This is a genomic window from Desulfitobacterium sp. (assembly GCF_035539115.1).
In the GTDB taxonomy this organism is placed as follows: domain Bacteria; phylum Bacillota; class Desulfitobacteriia; order Desulfitobacteriales; family Desulfitobacteriaceae; genus Desulfitobacterium_A.
This window is the reverse complement of sequence record NZ_DATLJA010000025.1, coordinates 1-23,279: the sequence shown is the minus strand read 5'-3', so window position 1 is coordinate 23,279 and position 23,279 is coordinate 1. Positions and strand designations below refer to the sequence as shown.

The window sequence follows — 23,279 nt, the reverse complement described above, 5'->3', positions numbered from 1 at the left end:
ACAGAAGCAAAAAGTAGATGTTTAGCTTAAGCTGAACATCTGCTTTTTGTTTTGTTGTCAAAGCTCTTTCCAAGATTTAATGATACTTCAGGGTGAAAAATGAGTCCACATTGTTTGAGAAGGGTCAACCCCAGCGCGAAGATCATAAAGAAGATCAAGGGAAAAAAATTGGAGTTAAGAGTGTTTCAAACGGAGTGGGTTATGCGAATTCATTATGTATGATAGTTGATTCTTTAGTTCCTTTTGAGATATCATATATTATATAGTTAGTACTAAACAAAATTTAGTACTCTGCCAAAGAAGAGTTTAAATATCGAAAATGATAAGTTGATCAGGGATTGAAGTGGTTATTAGTGGCTGAAAATCTAATGTTTGGCGGATTAGGATTCGTAATCTTACTTGTTCTCGTTTTACCGTTTACGATAAAAAAAGTCGAACAGAACTTGGAACCATTTTTATTTGTTATGGGTCTTTTGTCTGTCCTGATCTCACAACAATTGAGTACGGAATTGGTGATGAAAGCACTAGAAGAACCAATTATGATTTCTGGTGCCGTCTTGATCTTTGGTATTCTCTTTAAAGTATTTAAAAAAAAGATCAATCTAGCAATTAAAAGTATCCAACAACGCATGCCAGCACGGGTATTGTTTTTCTTAATAGTCGTTATTCTAGGATTAATGTCAAGTATGATTACGGCAATTATAGCAGCCCTATTCCTTGTTGAAGTAGTCAATGTTCTGAAATTGGAACGCAAAAGTGAAGTGTTTCTGGTTATAATTAGTTGTTTTGCTATTGGCTTGGGGGCAGCTTTAACTCCAGTTGGTGAACCTTTGGCTACTATCGTTATTTCCAAACTTAATGTGGACTTTTGGTATTTAGCCAGAAATTTTGGGCCCCTCATTATTCCGGCGATTATTGCTCTGGGTCTCTTCGCAGCTTTTTTCATTAAATCCTCTCAGGCTACCGTGGGTTTAGAGGCCGCTGAAAAAGAAGAAAGTTACAAAGAAGTGATAATTCGTGCTCTGAAAATATACCTTTTTGTGATGGCTTTGACTTTTTTGGGAACAGGGCTCAAACCGATTATCGACAGATTTATTCTCGGCCTGCCCAGTCAGATCTTATACTGGATCAATATGATTTCTGCTATTCTAGATAATGCCACTCTAGCAGCTGCGGAAATTAGCGATGAGATGGCGCTAGATCAAATTATGGCTATTCTAATGGGATTTTTAATCAGTGGTGGCATGTTAATACCGGGCAATATTCCCAACATTATTGCTGCGAGTAAATTAAACATCCAAAGTAAAGAGTGGGCAAGGCTGGGTGTTCCACTTGGCCTTGTGATCATGCTGCTTTTTTATCTCATCATCTTTCATCTCATTTGAGTATTTCAAAGTCCAATTCAAAGGGCAGATGTTTAGTTTTAAGCTAAACATCTGCCTTATATTTTGTGGTTCCAACTCATGCCAAAAATTAACGATGCTTCTATGCGCATAAACGGGTTCGCATTGTTTGAAGCTATCCTTAAGATTTGAAGAACGGAGTTGATACTATATGCCCAAAAACAACAAAAAGGCAAGTATTCGCGAATTCTTTAAAGTATATGGTTTTAATGCCATTTGGGGCTTTGGACTCGGAGTAGTGATTGTTCTCGTAAGCCTCACTTTTGGGGGACGTGGTGAGCTGGGGGGAGATATTCGTGGAGAAGCACTGGGCTTGCACGAGAGTGGCCAGCCCTCACAAGCTGCAAATCCATCATCTGAGAGGGGGGAGGCTTCACAGAAAGGCTCCTTAAAGGAGACATTTGATGCAGAATCCTCCTCGATATACGGCGACCCGCTTAAAAATTCTCGTTTCAGCGTTCTCTTAGTCGGGATGGATAATCGCCCGAATGAAACCTATCTCAGTAACACCGATTCTTTGCTCGTCGCCAGTGTCGATCAGACAAACCATAGAATGACTTTTCTGTCCATTCCTCGGGATACTCAAGTTGACCTGCCAGGTGCAGGTATCCAAAAGATCAATGCCATTGCGCGCGTGCAAAAAGGGCTTCCGGCGACCAAAAAGTATATAGAGGGCTTGATTGGCTTTCCGATTGATGGTTATATTTCGACAAATTTTAATGGCTTTAAAAGTATCATCGATGGCTTAGGTGGAATTACTTTAACCGTTGAGAAGAATATGCATTACGATACGGGAGATAGCCAAGATCGCTATATTGATTTAAAAAAAGGAACGCAGCATCTCACAGGAAGCCAGGCTCTTCAATATGCGCGTTTTCGGAACGATGAACTGGCAGATATCTCAAGAACAGTACGTCAACAGGCAGTCATGAAAGCCATCTTTAATGAAGCAACAGAGTTAAGAAATTTACCGAAGATCCCTTTTGTTCTTCCTAAAGTGTATCAGGCTGTTCAGACGGATCTTAGTATTGGACAACTTTGGTCACTCGCCAGTTTATTGAAAGAAAGTGAAGGTTATCAAACGGTAAGTCAAACTCTCCCAGGAAGATTTGCGGTTGAACAAGGGATAAGTTATTGGAAGGTTAATTTAAACCTCGCGCAACAGGACGTTTCGAAGTTATTCCTTGAAGGAAAAACAACTTCTGTTTTTATGGAGAAGCAAACTAAGCAACAGGTGAATTCAGGGGACGAGAAATCCCCAAAGAAGCAGGAATCTAACCAAACATCTAACCAAGAATTAGAGCAGGGATCTAGACAGCAAAACACTTCTCCTGAGAATTCAAGTCGAGAGATCCAATTTGAGGTCATCAAAAATTAAAGATAAAAGAAAGCTTTATTGGATTCTTCTCCTAGATCTAAAGGTAAAATGATTTTGAAGTTGAATTAACAAAGAAAGCAGAAGCCTATTTATTGAATGATAAGGAGAAGATATGGAAGCAATTAATGTACCGGTCAAGGATGGTAAGGCTGGTTTTAAACTATATCTCCTGGAACTTCAGGAATGGGGGGAAGTCCCCCCATTATTTCCGCAAGATCAAGAAGTGTTTCAAACAGAGTGGTTTAAGCAAATTTACCCCACAGTTAACCAAACTAACGAACAATTGCAAGAAAGACCGTCAAGAATCCGTCCGGGTGTCATCCGTTTGCGACCCGGGCTTCATCATGCCTTATTTAGCGATCAAGACCGTCAAGGAAATATCTATCCTATTCGTTTTTTTCTTACCGAAAACGAAATAATATTCGTTGGCCACACTTTGCTGCGTAAGGAAAAGGTTCTCGAATGGGCAAACCGAGGAATCATTAATTCCCCTATGGACTTAGCCCAAATTATTGGGATGAGAGTTTTACATCATCATGAAACTCGACTTGAATCCATCGAAAATCAGATGGAGCGGTTGGAAGAAGAAATTCTTACAAATCCGGCCGCGCGCCAACAGGGCAAGATATTTAAACTTCATCGGAAAGTCATTTCCTTAAAAAAATCACTGAATCATCATTTAGCTGCATTTGAGCGACTGGGGGCAATTGATACTCACATTGATACACACTCGTCTTCACTTTGGCCGGAACTCATTACGGAAACAAAGCGCGAACTCGAAAATATCCGACAGACCTACGAGCTTGCGGAGAGCTTAAGAGAAGCTTATCAAGCTGCGGTTGATAACCGGGCCAACGATATTATGAAGCTCCTGACGCTTTTGGCAACTGTTTTACTTCCAATCAACCTTTTAACCAGCTTTTTTGGGATGAATTTTACCAGGATGCCTTTGATTGGAAATCCTTATGGAATCTATATTTTTTTTGCGGGGTGCTTTTTCATCCTCGTCACCGTGCTTTTTTACTTTTGGAGGAAGGATTGGCTGAGATGAAGGGGCAGCTAAAGAAACGCTTAAGATACTTGTTATTTCTTGTAAATTAAGATATAATTTTAAGGTCCTTTGAGGAAAATGTGATGGAGGTTTATTGATGGAACAATTATTTGGGAAGATCAAGGAATATTTACATATGGAGACGGAAATCCCGTTCGACGAATTCTCCGACTATTATAAACATGTGATTCAAGCTCTCAATGAAGGCTTTGAGGATATGGATCAAGAGATGCGGCTGAAAGCACGTTATATTTGCTCAATAGTTCAAGCTAATGCTGATTCTCGAGCTAAACGGGGCAAAGCGAATAATAAAATGTACAAAAAAATTAGTGCTAAGGCGGGATTTTGGCTGGATGCTATTAATTTTCGTTTAATTAAGGACGGAATGACGCAAGAAGACATTGACAAAAGGATAGAAGAAATTAACGAAACTATATAATTCCTATTTAGGTGAATACTTATGATGCTTAGAGATGGAAGCTACCTAGTAAGGTGGCTTTTTCTTTGTTTGTGGAGGTAAGAAATGGTATAATTTAAATTATTACAATTTCGAAGGTTTAAAGGACGAACGAACTTTAAAGGATGTACGAACATGAACTTAATTCTTGCGCACCGACAAATGGATTTTGATGCTCTTGCATCGATGGTTGCGGCTCAAGCCCTGTATCCGGATAGCATTCTGGGAATTGATGGTAAGCCTAATCTCTATGTTCAGGACTATATCGCGCTGGCCAAAGATAGCTTGCCCTTTACTAAGCTTAAGGACGTACCATGGTCGAAGATCAGTAAAGTCGTACTTGTGGATACGCATGATTTCAGTCGGGCTGCAGGGTTAAGAGAAGTCGAAGCGCTCAAACGGTTTGAACAACTCGAAGTGGAAATTTATGATCATCACCCGTACTCGGAATTATTAAGCCCGGGGATGCATATTGAGCAAACGGGTGCGTGTACTACGCTTTTAGTGGAACAGATCCTTCTCCATAAAGTTTTGCTCAGTAGTTTTGAAGCTACTTTACTCGCTTTGGGAATATACGAGGATACGGGAAGTTTGCTATTTGACAGTACAACGGTTCGAGATGTGAAAGCTGTTGCATACCTATTAGAACAGGGGGCGAACTTGAGTGTCGTTTCTGAATATCTGCGTAAACCTTTAACAGAGGAACAAAAAGTCCTACTCCAAGAATTGTTGGATCAGGGTCAAACCGAATTATTTGAGGGAGTGCCCGTTTACATTGCTTCCGCGGTTAGTCCAGATTATGTTGGTGGGTTAGCTTTGCTTGCGCATCGCGTCGGCGAAATGGAAGGGGCAGAAACTCTATTTCTTGCCGTCGAGATGGAAAATCGGGTTTACCTCGTTGGACGTTCACGAGGAAGAGGGTTACCTGTCAATCTCATCGCCCAGTCGTTTGGGGGAGCAGGGCATGCTAAAGCGGCATCAGCAACCCTTAAAAATATGACGGTTAAAGAGGTGCTTGCTCGACTCCAACAAGAAATCAAGCAGTGCGTACGGAGTCCCCGTTTAGTCCGCGACATCATGAGTTTTCCGGTAAAAACTGTGACGCCGGAGACAAAGCTCACCGAAGTGGAACAAATCCTTCTTCGCTATGGTCATACTGGTGTGCCTGTTGTCGAAGCCGATAAGCTAGTTGGAATTATTTCCCGCCGTGACGTGGAAAAGGGCCTTAAACACGGATTAGAACATGCACCGGTTAAGGGGTTTATGACTAAAGAGGTCGTTACTGTTGATGGGACTGCAGGTTGGGAAGAGGTTCAGCGGTTAATGGTTCAGTATGATATTGGTCGAATCCCGGTTTTGGAAGATAATCAGATGGTGGGTATTGTTTCCCGCTCCGATGTCTTGCGTCTTGTTCATGGGGGCTCTGTCCCAACAGAAGCAAACTTGACCCGGGATCGAAGCCTGGCGATGCGTCAGGATATTGAAAAACTGCTAGAAAATTTGCCGAAAGAAACGCGTGATCTATTGAAAGCAGGCCAAAAGGTTGCTGATACCTTAGGGTATTCCGTTTTTATCATTGGGGGATTTGTTCGGGATCTGCTTCTCCTTACGCCAACTCAGGATCTGGATTTTGTAGTCGAGGGGAGTGGGCAGGTGTTTGCCCAGGCGCTTTATCAAGAACTGAATCGTGGGCAGCTAACCCTCCATGAACAATTCGGAACGGCTCGGCTTGAGTTTTCTGATGGAACCCATCTCGATGTAGCGAGTACACGCTGGGAATATTATGACTTTCCGGGGGCCTTGCCCCAAGTCGAAGAGTCTAGGTTAAGGGATGATTTATTCCGGCGTGATTTCACGATCAATGCCATGGCCTTAGCGATCAATTCTGATCATTATGGGGAACTTGTGGATTATTACGGTGGGTTAAGGGATCTTAAACAAGGCGAGATCCGTTTTTTACATCAATTCAGTTTTATTGAGGATCCGACCCGAATTCTGCGGGCTATTCGGTTTGCCGAACGCTATCGTTTTCAGTTATCAAAGGAAACCCAGGAGGGAGTAACAACGGCTCTCAAAGCTGGGGTTTTACGGAAATTGAGTACTGAGCGCTTTACTCAGGAATTCTTCCTGCTGCTCCGTGAGAAACATTTTCCGCAAATGGGGGAGAGTTTGGTAGAACTGGGTGTTCTCGAAGCCTGGTTTGAGGAGAGATTACCTTGGAATTTTGCCCAGGTTTCGGAGAATGATGACTTTTCTCTGGAGGAGAAGTGGCTCATTTCAGTTTTAACGTTTAATGATCACCAGATTGAGCAGGTTTTGAGTCTGAGGCTGACGAAAGAACTTAGAAAAGAGACTTTGAAATTTAAAGAGATCCAAGCCATCCTTTATGCTGAACCTACCTTAACTTTGTCGTTCTTGGATCAGTATCTTACTGGGGTTTCTCAAGATATAAGGACTGCTTTAAGGCTGGATCCTGTTTTAAACGGAGTTGTTTCAAACTATGAAAAGTTAGTAGCCAAGCTTAAACTCGGGGTGGATGGCTATGAACTTAAGCGGTTTGGAATTTCCGAAGGCCCAGAAATCGGACGACTCTTGAAAGAGATTCGCCGGGCTTGGCTTGAACAGAGAATCCATACTTCGGCGGAGGAGAAAGAGTTTATGCTCCAGCTTGTGGAGCAAAGGAGGAAATAGAGTGCCAGGGTTAGATTTAACAATGTATATTGCGAATGTTCCGGCCCTCCTGATTGGGTTTGCTTTTCATGAATTTGCCCATGCTTATGTGGCTGACCGGTTGGGGGATCCAACCCCGCGCAGCCAAGGACGTCTCTCGCTTAATCCCTTTGTGCATCTGGATATTTTCGGGACCTTAATGGCGGTACTTTTCCAGTTCGGCTGGGCTAAACCCGTTATGACAAATCCTCACTATTTTAAAGGAAGCCCAGTTCGAGGTAGTATGTTGGTCGCCGTTGCCGGCCCGCTCATGAACTTGTTCATCGCTTTTATCGGAATGTTGGTTTGGATTTTAACCCTGCATTGGTTTGGTACTTCCTCATGGATGCCGATTCTTTCCAAGATTATGATGGCGATTGTCCTGATGAATTTAGGCTTGGGCGTCTTTAATTTGTTACCGATTCCGCCCCTAGATGGGTTTTCTATTCTGGGATGGCTTCTGCCTGCCCGCTTTGGAAATTTTCTCCACACCTTGGAGACGTATGGTATGCTGATTTTGGCTGCTGTCTTGTTCACAGATATTTTAGGAAGTGTCCTTTCTCCCCTTGTCAGGATGCTTTATTCTCTCTATCAGAAGGGGGCAATTGCGCTTTTGTCTCCGTTCCTTGGTTTTTAATATGGAAAAAGCTACGTTTTCTAGACCTGCTTCCTATGTTGAATTACCTGCTTTTCATGGCCCGTTAGATTTGCTTCTCCATTTAATCCAACAGGAAAAAATAGATATCTATGATATTCCGATAGCTCAGATTGCGGATCAATTTGTTGAAGCCGTTCGTCAGATGGAAGCGTTAGATATGGAGTTGACCAGTGAATTTTTGGTTCTAGCGGCTCAACTTCTTTATATCAAGTCGCGTTACCTTTTGCCAAAGTCTCCGAAAGAGGAGTCTGAGGTTGAAGCTGAGGATCTTCGACAAGAATTAGTAGAACGTTTGCTCGCTTATCGCACGTTTAAGGAAGCTGCCCAGACGCTTAGTGTGTTAGAGGTTTCCTCCGGTCAGAAATATTTTAGAACGGTGGATATCGATGAAATCCGTAGTCAGTTTGAGGCAGACGATCCTCTTGACGGCGTGAGCTTCAATGATTTATGGGAGGCCTTTGGCCATGTTATTGTACGCGCGGAGAAAGGCGTAGAGATTAAAACGGTTGAACCAGATGATGTATCCATTGATAAAGTGATGGATGATGTACTTCGCCGAGTGATCCTTTATCCTCATGGAACCTGCTTCACTCAACTTATCCGCGGGAATACCCGTATGGAACTGATTGTGTTCTTTTTAGCCCTCTTAGAGTTGCTGAAAATGGGTAAAATTCACTGTGAACAAAGCTCACCCCATCAGGATATTCAATTGTTTCCGACCGAAAAGGCCTGGGAATTCACCGAAGGAGAGTAGGAAATGCTGTTTCGTGAGACAGAAATTGCGGGCCTCGAAGCATTGTTACTCGTGGCCAATGAGCCCCTAACGCTTGAACATCTCGCTGGAATCCTGGAATTGGATCCTGCAGAGGTGGTAGAGATTCTTTCCGAAATTCAGGCTCGATATGATAACCCCGCCTGTGGTTTTATGATTTTTGAAGTCAATGGCGGCTTTAAGTTGGGGACCAAACCGGAAATGTCGCACTATATCGAAACTCTTTATCATCAGCCTACTCAAGGGCTATCTGGGGCAGCTCTTGAAGTTTTAGCGATTATTGCTTATAAGCAGCCTGTAACTAAAGGAGAAATTGATTTTTTGCGGGGAGTCCAATCTGATCGTGCTTTAGCAACCCTAGTGGAAAAGGGCCTGACTCAAGAAATCGGCCGCAAGGAAGGTCCTGGACGTCCCATAATTTATGGTACGACGGAGCAGTTTCTACTTCATTTTGGGCTTAGATCCTTGAAGAATTTACCTGAACTTGATTTTGAAAGAATCCGCGAAGCGGCAAAGAAAGAATTGGATGAGGAAAATGAAACATAAGGCTTACAAGTGCGAAAGATCATTGGATCTTTCGCACTTGTAATATTCTTTGGCAATTGAATTGAATTTGGTCTTAGCCTACATATTCTTCGGAATCTTAGGATATCCTAAGACTTTAGGATGAAGTCTTTTATGGGGGTTCGGAGGGATTTTCGTGCGGATTCTGGCGCTTCTACTCGCCAGTATGTTAGGATTAGGGTTGATCTTGCTCGTTCGGGCAACGGTTGACTTCCATTATCGCCGGCAGGAGGAAAATGACCATCTAGAGATCAAAATGTCGGCTGTCGGGGGGCTATGGAGATTTAAATTGCAAATCCCTACCGCTCGACTGGAATGGGAAGAAGGTCCTCAGCTTGAGGTCAAGGATGAGACGCTGGTAACGACAGGGGAAAAACGGGTTACAAAACTGAACGTTCGTTTCCGTTATTTCCGTCGCGGCTTTTTTTCTCACCTTTGGCCAAGAATTCCAGGACTTTTGCTCCAGCTACAACGGGCTAAAACAAAATTTTATCGAGGGATTCATTGTACCTTTCTGGATTGGAAGGTCAGAATTGGCAGTGAAGACGCGGCTTATACTGCGATTGCTGCCGGCAGTTTTTGGAGCATGTTTGGTTTTTTTTTATCCCAGTTATACCGTCAGGTCACTGTGGATACGGATCAACCGCAGATTCTAGTGGTCCCCGATTTTAATAAACCTGGTTTTTCCTGTAATATCCATTGCATATTCAAATTGAGAATCGGACATATTATGGTTATAGGATTGGATTTAGTACGGGTATTTATCAGGGGAAAAGGAGGAAGAATTTAAATGGGGAATCATCCAATTGAAGCGTTAATGAAGACAGCTATGGAAAGCATTCAACAGATGGTTGATGTGAATACGATCGTTGGCGATCCGGTCGAAGCTCCGGACGGTTCAATAATCATTCCGGTTTCCAAGGTAGCGTGTGGCTTTGCAGCAGGGGGCAGTGAATTCGCACCTCCAGAGGGTGACAAAAATAAAGAAGAAGACAAGCAAGTACCCCCACCAGCCTTACCCTTTGGTGGGGGGAGTGGCGCAGGGGTATCAGTACAACCGGTCGGCTTTTTGGTTGTCGGTCATGGGCAAGTCCGTCTCCTTCCCATCGATAACAATATGATTGTGGATCGGATTATTGATGAAGTTCCGGGCTTGTTGGATAAGGTTACGGGACTTTTCAAGAAGAACGAGCATCAAACAAAAGACGACGAGGATGAAGAAGATATCATCGTCGCTAAAGATTAAACAAGTGTGGTTAATTTAATGCTAAAAAGCCGGTGTTAAAGATGATTTAGATCTTTAGTGCCGGCTTTTTTATACTAACAGAAAGTATAAGTCTGGGGGCAGATAGTATAAGTGCAACCAACGGCTTTCGTTCTCCTACGATGCAAGTGGTTAAGTCCGGCAGGATAAGGCGACTAGAGCCATCGCTTTGGCGCTGGCTAAGTCTTCTTTATCCTACGATGCATGTATTTATGTCCGGCAGGATAAGGCGACTAGAGCTAGCACCTTCGCTAGGGCTTGGTGCTAGCTCTAGTTTTCTTTATGATTTGCTTGTAGTCTAGGGGGAAGTGGGTCTATTCTCCCTTGTCCAATCATAAATATTTAGACAGGGGGGAGTAGGGTATGGTTAATGCGATCTGGCTGTTTATGTTAGCCACGGGGATCATTGTGGCTGCAATCAATGGACGAATTGATACGGTAACAGCTTCAGCAATGCAAGCCGCCGAACTTGGAGTGGAGACCGCATTTGCACTTATCGGGGTGATGAGTCTTTGGTTAGGACTTATGCATTTGGCAGAAGAGGCGGGATTAATTCAAGTACTCGCTCGCTTCTTTGGACCTGTTATTCGCCTCCTATTTCCTTCTCTTAAACCGAATAGCCCGGCTTTGGGGGCTATCATTATGAATTTATGCGCGAATGTTCTCGGGTTAGGAAATGCGGCTACTCCCTTTGGACTAAAGGCTATGCAGGAACTGCAAAAGGAAAATACCCATCCTGAAGTTGCCAGTCAGGCGATGATCACATTTTTAGCCTTAAATACCTCTTGTCTTACATTGATTCCGGCGACCATTATTGGAATCCGCCTGAAAGCGCAATCCAGTAATCCGACCGAGATTATTGGAACCACAATTTTTGCGACAGGGTGTGCTATGACGGTGGCGATTATCGTTGATTCTCTAATTCGCCGGAGGAGTAAAGTATGAGGATTATTGCCGAGATTTCACGCTGGGCGATTCCTTTTCTTCTCTTTTTTATTCCGGTCATCGCCTATCTTCGTAAAGTCCCTGTTTATGAATCCTTTGTTACAGGAGCAGAGGAGGGGTTTAAGACTGGGGTAGGAATTCTGCCCTATTTGATTGCTATGTTAGTCTCTATTCGTGTGTTTGTTGACTCAGGAGCGTTAGAGATCCTTGCGCGAATCTTGCAACCCGTCTTTCTTCGATTCGGTTTAGATCCCAATCTCACCGCCATCATTCCGCTGGCGGTGATGCGCCCGTTAAGTGGTTCAGGCGCTCTTGGGGTTGCGACGCAATTGATTAACCAATATGGTCCGGATTCGATGATTGGACGGTTGGCTTCGACATTACAGGGAAGTACAGATACCACTTTTTTTGTCTTGACCGTTTATTTTGGCTCCGTCGGCATCAAGAAATACCGCTATGCCTTAAAACTTGGATTAATGGCAGACCTGATTGGTTTAGTTGCTTCGACTTGGATTGTCCTTTACACGTTTTATTAAGCGAGAGAATGCGCATACTACGGATGGACCAAAGGAGGCTGGCGTAGTATGCTTTTTGTCGTTTTACCGGCTTATAATGAGCAAGCAAGTTTAGGACATTTACTTCAGGATCTTCATTCTGTTTTAGAGGGGGAGCCGCACCGTATCCTCGTCGTTAATGATGCCAGTACGGATCAAACCTCAGCTTTAGCTGAGGAATACGCTCGTAAGTTTGAAGATATTCAAGTCCTTAACCATGCGGAAAATAAGGGGCTTGGCGGAGCTTTGTGGACGGGTTTTTCCTATGTATTGAATGGACCCTCGATAAATCCCGAACAGGATATTTTAATTACGTTAGATGCTGATAATACTCATCCGGCGGATAGGATTCCGCTCCTGTCCCAAAAAATAAAAGAAGGAGCAGATCTGGCGATTGCCTCTCGGTATACCTCCGGAGGGCAGGAAATAGGACTAAGTCTTTTTCGAAGAGTTCTGTCTTGGGGTGCGGGGCAGGTAATGACGTTTTTCTTTCCCATTCCTGGAGTTAGAGATTATTCTTGTGGTTACCGAGCCTATCGTCTCTCAGCCCTGGAGCGTGCCTATCGCACTTACGGCGAACATTTGATGGAAAGCCAAAGCTTTGCCGCTATGGTTGAACTTTTGCTTAAAGTCGTGCCATTTTGTCAAGGTATTGTCGAAGTTCCTTTAATTTTGCATTACGAAAGAAAACAAGGGAAAAGTAAAATGAAAATTGGGTCGACGGTTAAAGGTTATCTCGCGTTGATCTATCATCTTAAAAAAGAAGCGTGGAGCTCGATTGAATGGGTGGAAGAATAAAACGATCTCAAATTAATTTACTTTTGTTGGCGATCCTCGTATTGGGTGCTTTGGTACGGTCTCGAGGAATCCTTAATCCGCTTTTAGATAATCAAGCATGGAGACAGGCGGATACCGCGAGTATGGCCTATCATATGCTGGGGAGACTGATGGATATTCCTCAGGTTTGGTTTCCAACTCTGAGCTATGATGGTACAGTACCTCAAAAAGTTGAGTTGGAATTTCCTTTTCTGCCCTATATCTTAGCCTGGAGTTGGTCTTTGTTCGGTTGGTCCGATTTCTGGGGCCGACTATGGGGGATCGTATTTTCTTTACTGACGATTTGGGGGGTTTTTGTCCTCGGACAAAAATGTTTCTCCGATCGTGTTGGCTTATGGTCTGCGGAAATTTACGCTCTTGTCCCCTTAACGGTGTACTATGGACGGGTTGTAATGCCAGAACCGGTAGCTCAGGCGAGTACGGTTTGGGCTTTAAATGCCCTGATTTCTTGGCGCGAAAAACCCGGGCGACTACGGTTTGTGGGAGCAGGGTTGATGATGGCCTTGACTATTCTAGCTAAGCTTCCCCAACTCATGATTTTTCCTGTCGGAATTCTGATCGGTTTTTGGCCGTTAAAAGGGAAAAAAAAACAGATCCTAAAATATTCTGGGTTAGTCCTTTTCCCTCCTCTGCTCTATTATGGCTGGGTTCATGGGGGAGCTTCTCACGCCAGTCAGTTTGTATCAGGAATTCTGACCGGGCATGTGGTGGAAGGAACTGGACCTTTTTGGCGGGAGTTAATGATTTCTTGGCGAGAAGAGATTGGGATTCCGATTTTACTTTTGGCTGGGGCTGGAATTGTCAACCTATTTCAGATAGGCCATTTTAAATTAGGAACAGATAGGGTCGAAAGAGATAAAATTGAGGAGCGATTAATAGTACAGACAGAGTGGGGAACTTTATCTGGCATATTTCTTTGGTGTATAATTAGTTTGGGCTATGTATTAATCATTTGTTCGCGGATTTCTCTCGATTATTATTTAGTTCCGGTGATCTTGCCTTTAGCTTTATTAGCAGGGATAGCTCTCGATCAGATCGAAGATATTCCAGGGTTGGTCATCGGGATATTGTTGTTATCCCTGCTTTTGGTTAATGGAACGCTGGTCAATGAGAAAAAATTTGTTTGGAACGAACAGTACTTAACCCAAGCACTCTGGCTGCGTGATTATACGCCGCAAGGGAGTGTTCTTATCCTCAGTGATCCTCCGCCGATGACTTTCTACTACGCCCGAAGAGTTGGTTACCGCCTAACAAGTTCGAAAGACCAGGACGCTTGGCAAGAACTTGCAGGGACTCAGGGTGATTATTTAGTTGAACTGCCTCATACATCTCATGGTCCTGAGTTCTGGAACAAAGTTCGAGCAACCTTTCCAGAAGTAGCCCCTGGAGTTTATCAAATAAAGAAAACCCGGCTTTCGCTGAGCATTAGCGATAAAGAAAACTTGGCTAGCACCAAGCCCTAGCGAAGGTGCTAGCCCTAGTTGCCTTATCCTGCCGGACGTAACCACTTGCATCGTAGGATAAAGAAGACTTGGCCAGCGCCAAAGCGATGGCCTTAGTCGCCTTATCCTGCCGGACTTAACTTATTTGCATCGTAGGATAAAGAAGACTTGGCCAGCGCCAAAGCGATGGCCTTAGTCGCCTTATCCTGACGGACTTAACTTACTTGCATCGTAGGAAAGCGAAAACCGCTGGTTGCACTTAGAGTTTATCTGCCGAAAATTTATACTTTCTGCTAGTATAAAAAAACGATGATGGATCGCTTAAAGGAAAGAGAAGTGGGGAATACGCGTGAAACGAACAGAAAAAGATATTATGCAAAATAACAGCGAAATTAACTCCCTCGACAATAAAGGGGAGCGTTTACAAAAGTTACTGGCGCATGCTGGAGTTGCTTCGCGACGGCAGGCCGAACAAATGATACTTGAGGGGGAGGTTACGGTCAATGGGGAGATTGTCACGATCCTCGGAACTCGGGTTCAGCTACAAGATAAGGTGGCAGTCAAGGGAAAATTGATTACTGTTCCCGCTGAAGACTTAGTCTATTATTTGTTAAATAAACCTACTGGAGTTATTTCGAGCGCTAAGGATCCGCAGGGTAGAAAAACCGTTATTGATTTACTCCAAGAGGTCCCTCAACGGGTTTACCCCGTTGGACGTTTAGACTATGATACTTCAGGAATTCTTCTGTTAACGAATGATGGAGAATTAGCTCACCGTCTTATGCATCCCCGCTACGGCGTGGAGAAGACTTATCGAGTGGGGGTTAAGGAGAAGCTTTCACCATCCGCCTTGGATCAATTGCAAAAGGGGGTAGTTCTTGAAGATGGAAAAACAGCCCCCGCCAAAATACGGGAAGTCTCCCGATTAGCTGAGGGCCCACTTAACCTTATTGATATTACGATTCATGAAGGACGGAACCGCCAAGTTAGGCATATGTTCGCCCGAGTCGGCTATCCAGTCATGAGCTTAAAGAGAATTCGTTTTGGTCCGCTCGAACTTGAGCCAAACTTGTCTCAAGGGAAGTACCGTAAACTAAGCAAGCCAGAAGTTCAGGCGTTGCAGCGGGCGGTTCAATTGGTTTAATGTCTGGAAAAGAGAGGATGGTCGAGTTCTTTATTCCATTTTTCAATATCCCGTCCACCAAATTTTTGGAGTGCGTTGGCAACGGAGTTGACTTTTTCTTGTTCAGTTTCGATGAGGACAAGAAAATGACCCGTCCGAGCTTCATGTTCATAGTGGCGGACTCGTTCTTCGGATAAACCATAACTCAGTAATGCTTCACCCAACCCTTGACCGTGTGGACGATGAAGCAAATCATAGGCCAAGGGGCCGGCAACGACACATTCTCCGAGGTTAGGAACGTTGATCGGTGGGGCTTGCACGAGCCAGGCATTATACTGATCTAAATTAATTTCTGATGGATAATACGCCAACTCGTTGGCAAGCTCTTCCTTAAAACTACCTTGATGTAAATATTCACTGCGGACCAGAACAGAAATAAAGCTATTGGCTAGAGATTCCCCCTGAATCTCCTCGATTGCTTCTTTAGTTTGTTGTGGACCTTTGAAAATGGCTAAGACTGCTCGAGTAGTCATTATTTACCCCCTCTTTATTATTTACTCTATGGACTAATCGCCACTAGTATATCCATAAAATCTAAGGTTCACACCAATGAATAGCAGGAGAAAATAATCTCAATGCCGAATTTTATGTCAACTAACTAGAACATGGAGAGATGCTAATGAAGATACGGATTGGCGACGAAGTTTTAACAGAACATATTCGCGTGCGGGTACGTTTAGATTTTAAAGGAGCAGGGAAAAAGGGCCGTTTCCTTTTTGGGGGTAAAAGTAAAGAGGAAATGGCGGAACAAACGCGAGAACAAGAAGTCGCTTTATTAAGAAACATTCCTCTCCAGGGAATCGTGATTGAAGAATTTGATTTAAGTCTTGATATTTATACGGTCAGCGAGTTTGATGGCCGCCGGAATCAAGAAATTGCCTATGCACCAGTAATTCTAACCTTGCGGCTAGAAAATTTGGATGATCTGTTACCCTTAATTTTAAAGTCGGAATTCCGGAAGATTGAGTTTCTAAGCCCAGAGAATTTGAATATCTATCGTTTAGATGCAGAAAGACTTCTTTTCCGAGTTCATCAATTGATGAAGGAAGAAGTGAAAAAATTAGAACGCAAGTTTCAAAATTAGAAATTGATTTTTCGTAGAAACCGCGAGCGAAAATGGCTAAGGACCTGGCAAAAAATTGGATGTTTGCTAGGTCCTTAGTATATTGTAAGGGCTAATTTAGCTAAAGTTTGTGAAGATATTTTTTAATCAGATTATATATTGCATAATTCTAATTTTTAGATTATTATGTATAATGGTTAGGAGGTCAGGCCAAAAGGTCAGACCAAACTATGAAAAATCTTCGGACAGTGTCACAAACCTAGATGAATGGAGGAATGGCTTTTAATTCTATCAACATTGGTATAGATTTCAATAAAAAAAGAAAACTAAAAAAAAGTTGAAGAGGAGAAAGGTGGTCAATTATTATGCCATGGACTCATAACTACACTGCCCTAGGCAACAGCTTAGCGCTTACCTCACTGGTTGTAGCAATTCCCATTTTCTTTATGTTTTGGGCTTTGGCCGTGAAAAAGATGAAAGGACATGTTGCTGGAGTATGGACTCTTATCATTACGCTTGTCGATGTTGTCCTTGTTTATAAGATGCCGGTTGGGACGGCTTTATCCGCCGCTGGTTTGGGTATTCTTAACGGACTCTTCCCGATTGCTTGGATTGTTCTAACCGCAGTGTTCTTATATAACTTAACCGTTGAATCGGGTCATTTTGAAGTCATTAAGAGTTCTATTTCTTCTCTTTCGAATGACCGCCGAATTCAAGCCTTACTCGTGGCCTTCTCTTTTGGTGCATTTCTGGAAGGCGCGGCAGGTTTCGGTGCTCCGGTCGCAATTACCGCAGCTCTTTTAATTGGTTTAGGTTTTGAACCTTTGTATGCTGCTGGAATTTGTTTGATTGCTAACACAGCCCCCGTTGCCTTCGGTGCCATCGGTGCTCCGATTGTTGCGGCAGGTGCCGTAACCGGTATGGGAGATTTCGTGATTGCTCAGGCGATCGGACGTCAGCTTCCTTTCTTATCCGTACTCGTTCCTTTTTATTTAGTCGTCCTGATGTCCGGATGGAAAGGTGCTAAGGAAGTTATGCCTGCGATCCTAGTTTCGGGCGTTTCCTTTGCAAGTGCCCAATTCTTATCCTCGAATTACCTCGGCGCTTATTTACCAGATATTATTTCTTCACTGTTTTCGCTCATTGCGACTGCGGTTTTCTTGAAATTCTGGAAACCTAAGAACGAATTTCATTTCCCCAACGAAAAAGAAGTCAAGGACGTTGAGGTAAAACATCATTCTGTTGGCGAAACGATTCGGGCTTGGTCACCCTTTATTATCTTAACGGTTATGGTGGCTATTTGGGGAACCCCTAGCTTCAAAGCGTGGGTGAATAATATGGGATGGTTCGTGAACATCGCCCATTGGCCTGGACTAGACGGTCTCGTCTATAAAGCCGCTCCAATTGTAGCAAAACCCGCTGTTTATGCTGCCTCTTTTAAGTGGGACTTCTTTTCTGCAGGGGGTACAGCAATTCTCATTACCGCGATTATTAGTATGTTCATTCTCGGTGTTTCTCCTTCAAAAGGATTGAAAGTCTTTGGTAATACCCTAAATCAACTCAAAACCTCCATCTTAACCATTGCTGCAGTCTTAGGATTTGCATACCTCGCGAATTACTCCGGTCTTTCTTACACACTAGGTCTCTTGCTCGCTTCGACAGGTAAATTATTCCCTCTTCTATCTCCAGTCTTGGGCTGGATGGGAGTTTTCTTAACGGGTTCTGATACCTCGTCAAATGCTCTCTTTGCAAAACTTCAACAGGTTACAGCTCAACAAATTGGAGTTAACCCTGTTCTCACCGTTGCAGCGAACAGTTCAGGTGGGGTTGTCGGTAAGATGATTTCTCCTCAATCGATTGCCGTTGCAGCTGCTGCAACTGGGCTTGTCGGTAGAGAATCCGAACTTTTCCGTTTTACTTTGAAACATTCCGCGGTTTTCTTGGCAGCAGTTATTGTAATAATTGGTCTTCAAGCGTACCTTTTCCCGGGCATGATGCCGTCGGTGGCAGCCGCTATCAAATAATTAAACCTGTTGTTTGACGTGGGAAGTGATATCACTTTCCACGTCAATACGTTTATTTTAGGTAGTGAAGGAGAATACTCTCATGGAACTCAAGCCAATTAAGACCCGTAAGATTTACGAAGAAATCGTCGAACAAATTAAAAAGCTTGTGACCTCTGGCAAACTGCAACCCGGGGATCGCCTTCCTTCTGAGCGAGATCTAGCGGAACGTTTAGAAGTCAGCCGTGCCTCGGTCAGAGAAGCTCTGAGTGCCATGGAAATGATGGGATTGCTTGAGGTTCGCAGCGGGGAAGGAACCTATATCCGTCAAGTCAATATCGAATCGGTGATCGCGCCCTTAGCTTGGATTTTTTCTATGGAAAAAGATACAGTGCTCGAATTATTGGAAGTTCGTAAAATCTTCGAAGTTCAGGCCGTAGCTTTGGCAGTTGAGCGAGCAACCCCAGAAAATTTACAAGAATTAGAGCAGGTGCTGCAAACGATGCACCAAGATTTGCAAACTGGACAACTAGGAGAGCAAGCAGACCACCATTTTCATTTTGCAATTGCGCGAGCAACCCACAACAAGATTTTTATTCGCTTGATGAATGCCATCTCGGATACGATGGAACGTACCTTAAAAACCAGCCGAATTAAACTTTACGAGGAAGAAGACATGCCCCTGCGGTTATATGAGGAACATGTTTCGATTTACCAGGCCATCCAGCAAAAGGACATTGTTCAAGCTAGTGAACAGATGTATTCTCATCTTGCAGGCGTAGAAACAAATTTCTCCGAGGTAAATTTCCGAGGTAAATTAGAGTTTTAATTTGAATTAACTGAATAAAAAAATAACACAGAATTGAACGAATTTGCTTGAACAAACCGAAATATCAATGGCATTTAACGGGATAGCATGTTAAAATAATTACATAGTTTATTAAGGATCATAGGATATAGATAAGTGGAGGAGTAGAATCGGTGGATCTAAAACCTATTAAAACGCGTAAAATTTATGAAGAAATCGTTGACCAAATTCGAGAGCTCGTAGCGCGAGGTGAGCTTAAACCAGGAGATAAGTTGCCTTCGGAACGTGATTTAGTGGAGCGATTACAAGTGAGCCGTGCTTCAATTCGTGAAGCTCTGAGCGCGCTAGAAATGATGGGTTTAATCGAAGTGCGCAGTGGGGAAGGTACCTTTATGCGAAGGTTAAGATCCGAGTCGGTCGTTGCTCCTTTGGCTTGGATGTTGTCCATTGAGAAAGGGACGGTTACTGAACTTTTAGAAGTTCGTAAAATTCTCGAGGTTCACGCCGCTCAACTAGCCGCGGAAAGAGCTATGCCTGAAGATCTCCGTGAATTGGCGGAAGCTTTAGAAGATATGAGGCAAGAGACTGTTACCCCGGAATTAGGTGGGGTAGCGGATCTGCGTTTCCATTATGCGATCACGCGAGCCACCAAAAATACGATGTTAATGCTTTTAATGGATTCAATTTCGGATATGATGCAACAAATGCTCAAAACCAGTCGAGAAAAGCTTTATAAGGGAAAGTATACTCCGGATATCTTGTATTTGGAGCACGTTCAAATCTATGAAGCTATTAAATCAAAGGATTCAGTTAAGGCAAGCGAATTTATTTTGGAGCATTTAAAAGGCGTTGAAGACGAGTTGCGTCGTCATATTTAGTAGAGTTTAAGAAGGTTTTTGTCAAATTTAATCGAATATAAGGGTTAGAGATAGGAAAGGGTAGATAAAGTAGAGGTGGATTATGCTTAATAACTGTCAAATCGTTTATCATCATGATAATTGCCTCAATACTAAGAAGCCGTTTGCTCACCCCTGTCGGTTATGTATTGATACCTGTCCTCACCAGGCAATTTCTGAGCAACGCGAACTGAATTCTAAGCTGTGTACAGAATGTGGGGCTTGTATGTCCGTCTGTCCTAGTGACGGTTTTATAGATCGCAATTCAGATAAGCTCTATAACTATATTCGTGTTTCGGAACAGATTAATCTAAATTGTCCTCAAGCACTTCCGACCGGGTATGAGATTCCTTGCTTGGGAATACTCGACCAGGATTTATGGATGGCTCTCATGTTACAAGCGCAGGAGAAGAAAGTGGAAATTAGCACTGGAGAATGTGCATCTTGCCCGGATAAAAAGGCCTGTGCCCTCAGTGTCCGAACGTTTAACGAAGTGCATAAAGCCTGGCCAGAGCATTCATCGGTGGCGATTACCGTTGCCCCTGATGATGGCAAGAGTGAACCCTTGCTCAAAAATCAGCAGCCCATTCCAACTCGTAGCGAAAAAGGGAGCTGGCTGGATTTCGGGCGAGAGAAGCTCGAAGCGATGTTACCAGGAATTACTTCGGATGAGGCCTATTTGATCCCACGTACTCGGCGCTTCTTCTCCGAATCTTGGAAAGGTAAGGATGCGGTCCTTCCCCTTCCTGCTTTAAACGTGGGGGAAAGTTGCACAAACTGTGGGGTCTGTGCAGCCATTTGTCCGCAAGGGGCACTCACGAAGCAAGAGAACCATGAAGAATTGACCTTGATTTACGAGCCGTTTCAGTGTGTGCGCTGTCAGCGTTGTGTGAGTATATGTCGTCCTCAAGCGTTGAGTATGGAAATCAAACATTTATCCTTTCGACTGTTCACAGGGAAGATTCTTCTCCACCAGGGAAAATTTCGATATTGTATTCAGTGCGGTAAGCAACTGTTTGATAACGTTGAGCCTGCGTTATGCGTGGCCTGTGCTTCAAGTGACTTAGACATTTTTTCGATTGGCTCTGTTCATGACTAATGTGGGCGTTGAATAAGGGTTAGAAAAGGGACGAGACGAGAAATTACTTAAACAAGTAACTTCTCGTCCCTTTTTTTTGTACTAACAGAAAGTATATTGCGCCAGGACAAGTCTGGTAAAGGGGGAAGGCCCTTGGGCTGAAACCTTCAGAAGGAACCTAGCAGGGGGGAAGTGACCTGCCCGGTAAAGTCTGGTCAACAGCCGGAAGCGAGTCTTGCATATGGGGAAGCAATTTCCAGTGTGAAGCGTAGACAGCAAGTACAAAAGCTGTGTGATTGAGCCTCGAAAACTGCCTCGTTGGAGCTTTCGCCTTTATACTGGCGAGAGCAGTACAAGGGTACCTTACAGACCTGGTACCATTGTCCGACCGGGGTCTAAGAGCAGAGCAAATGTACAAGAGGTTCCCCAGGAACCTGGGATAAACTGTTACGTCCATCTTAAGTATCCGGTGGGGAGTACGGGTTAACAACTCCAGGCTTTCCAAGGCTTGTTCTCGGCCAAGGAGAGAGCAAAATCTGAGAATAAAAGAGGGTACTGCCAATCGAAGGAAACGAAGTGAGGCGGGAAGCGATAACAGTAGTCGTAGTGCCGTCATAGTACCGATGAAGTAGGAGAACTCACCCAAGAGGATCCTATAGAGGAAAGGGCGTGCACCTCATTATGGAATCGTTGGGAGGAAACACTGTGAATGCATCGGAATTCAGTTTAGTGTCCACGAAACAGCAACGAATAGCACAATTGGCGAAGCAATCACCAGAAATGGTATTCACATCGCTAGCCTATCACATGGACATCGCATGGCTCGAAGAAGCCTACAGGCGAACCAAGAAAAATGGAGCTGCAGGAGTAGACGGAGTAACAGCAAAGGAATACGAGGCTAACCTGCAAGAGAACCTCAAGGGTCTCTTGGAGAGAGCTAAGTCAGGACGATACAAAGCTCCACCTGTTAAAAGAGCCTACATCCCAAAAGGGGATGGAAAAGGAGAGGTGAGGCCGATCGGCATACCCACTTTAGAAGATAAAGTACTTCAAAGGGGAGTGTGTATGCTGTTGGAACCGATCTATGAACAAGACTTCATGAATAATTCATTTGGGTTCCGTCCAGGACGGTCACAGCACCAGGCACTGAGGGTCATATGGAGAGAAACCATGGAGATAAACGGCGGGTGGATACTGGATGTCGATATTCGGAAATATTTCGATACCATCGAACATGGGCAAATACAAGCAATGCTTCGACAACGGGTTAACGATGGAGTCATTACAAGGCTTATAGGAAAGTGGCTAAAGGCAGGAGTACAAGAGAAGGGCCAACTCAGTTATCCACAAGCCGGATCTCCACAGGGTGGGGTAATTTCGCCGCTTCTGAGCAACATCTATTTGCATCATGTAGTGGATGTATGGTTCGAGACGGTGGTCAAACCGCGTATGATGGGAAAGGTATACATGGTTCGTTTTGCCGATGATATGCTAGTAGGATTTGCGGATAAACAAGACGCCATGCGAGTAATGGAGGTTCTCCCTTTGAGGTTTGCGAAGTTCGGATTAACAGTGCACCCTGAGAAGACACGCTTAGTGCCCTTCAACCGACCGAGGAAAGAAGACCTGAAACCAGATGAGGAATGTGGGACATTTGACTTCCTAGGCTTTACCCACTATTGGGGACGGAGCCTGAAAGGGAATTGGGTCGTCAAACGGAAAACAGCAAGTAAACGTCTGAGTGGCAAAATACAGGGAATAGGAAGGTGGTGTCGGGACAACCGACACCTTCCTATAAGAGATCAGCATAAAAGCCTATGTGTTAAGCTGCAAGGTCACTATCAATATTACGGTATTAATGGCAATTCAAGGTGTCTTAGCTCATTTCGTTATGCAGTAACGCAATTATGGATGAAGTGGCTAAACCGACGGACACGGAAAGGTAAGAGGAACTGGGACTCATTTAACGATTTTCTCAAACATTTTCCACTTCCAACGCCAAAAATAATGCACTCCAACATTTAGCAAAGCCATAATGAGAGGAACCGGATGCGGGAAATCCGCACGTCCGGGTCTGGTGTGCTGTGAAAGGCACATCTGAGATGAGGGTAGGTCCCTCGACGAGGACTGAGTCAGGCAGACTTGTCAAACAGCCCCGAGCTGCTGTAATAAAGAGTTATGGTAGTAAGCGTCCGGGGAAAAGGTTGCAGTAAA

Annotated in this window: 22 protein-coding genes; 21 read left to right on the top strand and 1 reads right to left on the bottom strand. The window is 43.9% G+C overall.

From position 1 onward, the window contains the following. Positions 1-338 precede the first annotated feature (338 nt). From VM640_RS04505 to VM640_RS04435, 15 genes are all read left to right on the top strand, one after another. A complete protein-coding gene (locus VM640_RS04505) occupies positions 339-1,385 on the top strand; it encodes a DUF1646 family protein (RefSeq protein ID WP_325390221.1) in 1,047 nt (348 codons plus the stop codon). Between the two features lie 169 nt (positions 1,386-1,554). Next, positions 1,555-2,781, top strand: coding sequence for an LCP family protein (locus tag VM640_RS04500; protein ID WP_325390220.1), 1,227 nt, complete (start codon positions 1,555-1,557; stop codon positions 2,779-2,781). A 112-nt stretch (positions 2,782-2,893) separates the two neighbouring features. Beyond that, positions 2,894-3,832 carry a magnesium transporter CorA family protein gene (locus VM640_RS04495; RefSeq protein ID WP_325390219.1) on the top strand — a complete coding sequence of 313 codons (939 nt, stop codon included), beginning with the start codon at positions 2,894-2,896 and terminating at the stop codon, positions 3,830-3,832. Between the two features lie 97 nt (positions 3,833-3,929). After that, on the top strand, positions 3,930-4,271 hold the full coding sequence (locus VM640_RS04490; RefSeq protein ID WP_325390218.1) for a hypothetical protein: 342 nt from the start codon (positions 3,930-3,932) through the stop codon (positions 4,269-4,271). 153 nt (positions 4,272-4,424) lie between these two features. Continuing rightward, a complete protein-coding gene (locus tag VM640_RS04485) occupies positions 4,425-6,980 on the top strand; it encodes a CBS domain-containing protein (protein WP_325390217.1) in 2,556 nt (851 codons plus the stop codon). Between the two features lie 22 nt (positions 6,981-7,002). Continuing rightward, complete coding sequence (locus tag VM640_RS04480) at positions 7,003-7,635, top strand: site-2 protease family protein (RefSeq protein ID WP_325390262.1); 633 nt, start codon at positions 7,003-7,005, stop codon at positions 7,633-7,635. A gap of 1 nt (position 7,636) precedes the next feature. Beyond that, positions 7,637-8,410 carry a segregation and condensation protein A gene (locus tag VM640_RS04475; protein ID WP_325390261.1) on the top strand — a complete coding sequence of 258 codons (774 nt, stop codon included), beginning with the start codon at positions 7,637-7,639 and terminating at the stop codon, positions 8,408-8,410. Positions 8,411-8,413: 3 nt separating this feature from the next. Next, on the top strand, positions 8,414-8,974 hold the full coding sequence (gene scpB / locus VM640_RS04470) for an SMC-Scp complex subunit ScpB (protein WP_325390216.1): 561 nt from the start codon (positions 8,414-8,416) through the stop codon (positions 8,972-8,974). 154 nt (positions 8,975-9,128) lie between these two features. Continuing rightward, complete coding sequence (locus VM640_RS04465) at positions 9,129-9,782, top strand: DUF2953 domain-containing protein (protein WP_325390215.1); 654 nt, start codon at positions 9,129-9,131, stop codon at positions 9,780-9,782. Next, the gene (gene ytfJ, locus VM640_RS04460; RefSeq protein WP_325390214.1) at positions 9,783-10,238 is read left to right on the top strand and encodes a GerW family sporulation protein; all 456 of its coding nucleotides are present in this window, start codon (positions 9,783-9,785) and stop codon (positions 10,236-10,238) included. Between the two features lie 381 nt (positions 10,239-10,619). Further along, on the top strand, positions 10,620-11,201 hold the full coding sequence (locus VM640_RS04455; RefSeq protein ID WP_325390213.1) for a nucleoside recognition domain-containing protein: 582 nt from the start codon (positions 10,620-10,622) through the stop codon (positions 11,199-11,201). After that, positions 11,198-11,737 carry a spore maturation protein gene (locus VM640_RS04450; RefSeq protein WP_325390212.1) on the top strand — a complete coding sequence of 180 codons (540 nt, stop codon included), beginning with the start codon at positions 11,198-11,200 and terminating at the stop codon, positions 11,735-11,737. The genes VM640_RS04455 and VM640_RS04450 overlap by 4 nt, the downstream gene beginning before the upstream one ends. Before the next feature lie 48 nt (positions 11,738-11,785). Further along, entirely contained in the window at positions 11,786-12,553 is a 768-nt protein-coding gene (locus VM640_RS04445; protein ID WP_325390211.1) for a glycosyltransferase family 2 protein, read from the top strand. Continuing rightward, positions 12,538-14,055 (top strand): ArnT family glycosyltransferase, encoded by a 1,518-nt coding sequence (locus VM640_RS04440; protein WP_325390210.1) that lies wholly within the window; start codon positions 12,538-12,540, stop codon positions 14,053-14,055. Before VM640_RS04445 ends, VM640_RS04440 begins: the two co-directional genes overlap by 16 nt. Positions 14,056-14,407: 352 nt before the next feature. Beyond that, entirely contained in the window at positions 14,408-15,178 is a 771-nt protein-coding gene (locus VM640_RS04435; protein WP_325390260.1) for a pseudouridine synthase, read from the top strand. Here the strand turns inward: VM640_RS04435 and VM640_RS04430 are convergent. Beyond that, positions 15,175-15,690: a hypothetical protein gene (locus VM640_RS04430; RefSeq protein WP_325390209.1), complete on the bottom strand. Its 516-nt coding sequence runs from the start codon at positions 15,688-15,690 to the stop codon at positions 15,175-15,177. The genes VM640_RS04435 and VM640_RS04430 overlap by 4 nt on opposite strands. A 146-nt stretch (positions 15,691-15,836) precedes the next feature. Here VM640_RS04430 and VM640_RS04425 point away from each other — a divergent pair, with 146 nt between their 5' ends. The 6 genes from VM640_RS04425 (at position 15,837) to ltrA (ending at position 23,090) form a co-directional block, all read left to right on the top strand. Continuing rightward, the gene (locus VM640_RS04425) at positions 15,837-16,301 is read left to right on the top strand and encodes a hypothetical protein (protein ID WP_325390208.1); all 465 of its coding nucleotides are present in this window, start codon (positions 15,837-15,839) and stop codon (positions 16,299-16,301) included. A gap of 344 nt (positions 16,302-16,645) precedes the next feature. Next, on the top strand, positions 16,646-18,304 hold the full coding sequence (locus VM640_RS04420) for an L-lactate permease (protein WP_325390207.1): 1,659 nt from the start codon (positions 16,646-16,648) through the stop codon (positions 18,302-18,304). A gap of 82 nt (positions 18,305-18,386) precedes the next feature. Beyond that, entirely contained in the window at positions 18,387-19,112 is a 726-nt protein-coding gene (locus VM640_RS04415) for a FadR/GntR family transcriptional regulator (protein ID WP_325390206.1), read from the top strand. A 152-nt stretch (positions 19,113-19,264) separates the two neighbouring features. Continuing rightward, positions 19,265-19,969 (top strand): FadR/GntR family transcriptional regulator, encoded by a 705-nt coding sequence (locus VM640_RS04410; protein ID WP_325390205.1) that lies wholly within the window; start codon positions 19,265-19,267, stop codon positions 19,967-19,969. A gap of 82 nt (positions 19,970-20,051) precedes the next feature. Then, positions 20,052-21,086 carry a 4Fe-4S binding protein gene (locus VM640_RS04405; protein WP_325390204.1) on the top strand — a complete coding sequence of 345 codons (1,035 nt, stop codon included), beginning with the start codon at positions 20,052-20,054 and terminating at the stop codon, positions 21,084-21,086. A gap of 684 nt (positions 21,087-21,770) precedes the next feature. Next, positions 21,771-23,090: a group II intron reverse transcriptase/maturase gene (gene ltrA / locus VM640_RS04400; protein WP_325390203.1), complete on the top strand. Its 1,320-nt coding sequence runs from the start codon at positions 21,771-21,773 to the stop codon at positions 23,088-23,090. Positions 23,091-23,279 lie beyond the last annotated feature (189 nt).

Bases quoted from the DNA above. Each gene is read 5' to 3' on its own strand.
- VM640_RS04450 (WP_325390212.1), top strand. From the start codon at position 11,198: ATGAGGATTATTGCCGAGATTTCACGCTGGGCGATTCCTTTTCTTCTC.
- VM640_RS04405 (WP_325390204.1), top strand. From the start codon at position 20,052: ATGCTTAATAACTGTCAAATCGTTTATCATCATGATAATTGCCTCAAT.
- VM640_RS04415 (WP_325390206.1), top strand. From the start codon at position 18,387: ATGGAACTCAAGCCAATTAAGACCCGTAAGATTTACGAAGAAATCGTC.
- VM640_RS04425 (WP_325390208.1), top strand. From the start codon at position 15,837: ATGAAGATACGGATTGGCGACGAAGTTTTAACAGAACATATTCGCGTG.
- VM640_RS04440 (WP_325390210.1), top strand. From the start codon at position 12,538: ATGGGTGGAAGAATAAAACGATCTCAAATTAATTTACTTTTGTTGGCG.
- VM640_RS04435 (WP_325390260.1), top strand. From the start codon at position 14,408: ATGCAAAATAACAGCGAAATTAACTCCCTCGACAATAAAGGGGAGCGT.
- VM640_RS04475 (WP_325390261.1), top strand. From the start codon at position 7,637: ATGGAAAAAGCTACGTTTTCTAGACCTGCTTCCTATGTTGAATTACCT.
- VM640_RS04495 (WP_325390219.1), top strand. From the start codon at position 2,894: ATGGAAGCAATTAATGTACCGGTCAAGGATGGTAAGGCTGGTTTTAAA.
- VM640_RS04480 (WP_325390262.1), top strand. From the start codon at position 7,003: ATGTATATTGCGAATGTTCCGGCCCTCCTGATTGGGTTTGCTTTTCAT.
- VM640_RS04490 (WP_325390218.1), top strand. From the start codon at position 3,930: ATGGAACAATTATTTGGGAAGATCAAGGAATATTTACATATGGAGACG.
- VM640_RS04500 (WP_325390220.1), top strand. From the start codon at position 1,555: ATGCCCAAAAACAACAAAAAGGCAAGTATTCGCGAATTCTTTAAAGTA.
- ytfJ (WP_325390214.1), top strand. From the start codon at position 9,783: ATGGGGAATCATCCAATTGAAGCGTTAATGAAGACAGCTATGGAAAGC.
- VM640_RS04420 (WP_325390207.1), top strand. From the start codon at position 16,646: ATGCCATGGACTCATAACTACACTGCCCTAGGCAACAGCTTAGCGCTT.
- VM640_RS04445 (WP_325390211.1), top strand. From the start codon at position 11,786: ATGCTTTTTGTCGTTTTACCGGCTTATAATGAGCAAGCAAGTTTAGGA.
- VM640_RS04455 (WP_325390213.1), top strand. From the start codon at position 10,620: ATGGTTAATGCGATCTGGCTGTTTATGTTAGCCACGGGGATCATTGTG.
- VM640_RS04430 (WP_325390209.1), bottom strand. From the start codon at position 15,690: ATGACTACTCGAGCAGTCTTAGCCATTTTCAAAGGTCCACAACAAACT.
- scpB (WP_325390216.1), top strand. From the start codon at position 8,414: ATGCTGTTTCGTGAGACAGAAATTGCGGGCCTCGAAGCATTGTTACTC.
- VM640_RS04485 (WP_325390217.1), top strand. From the start codon at position 4,425: ATGAACTTAATTCTTGCGCACCGACAAATGGATTTTGATGCTCTTGCA.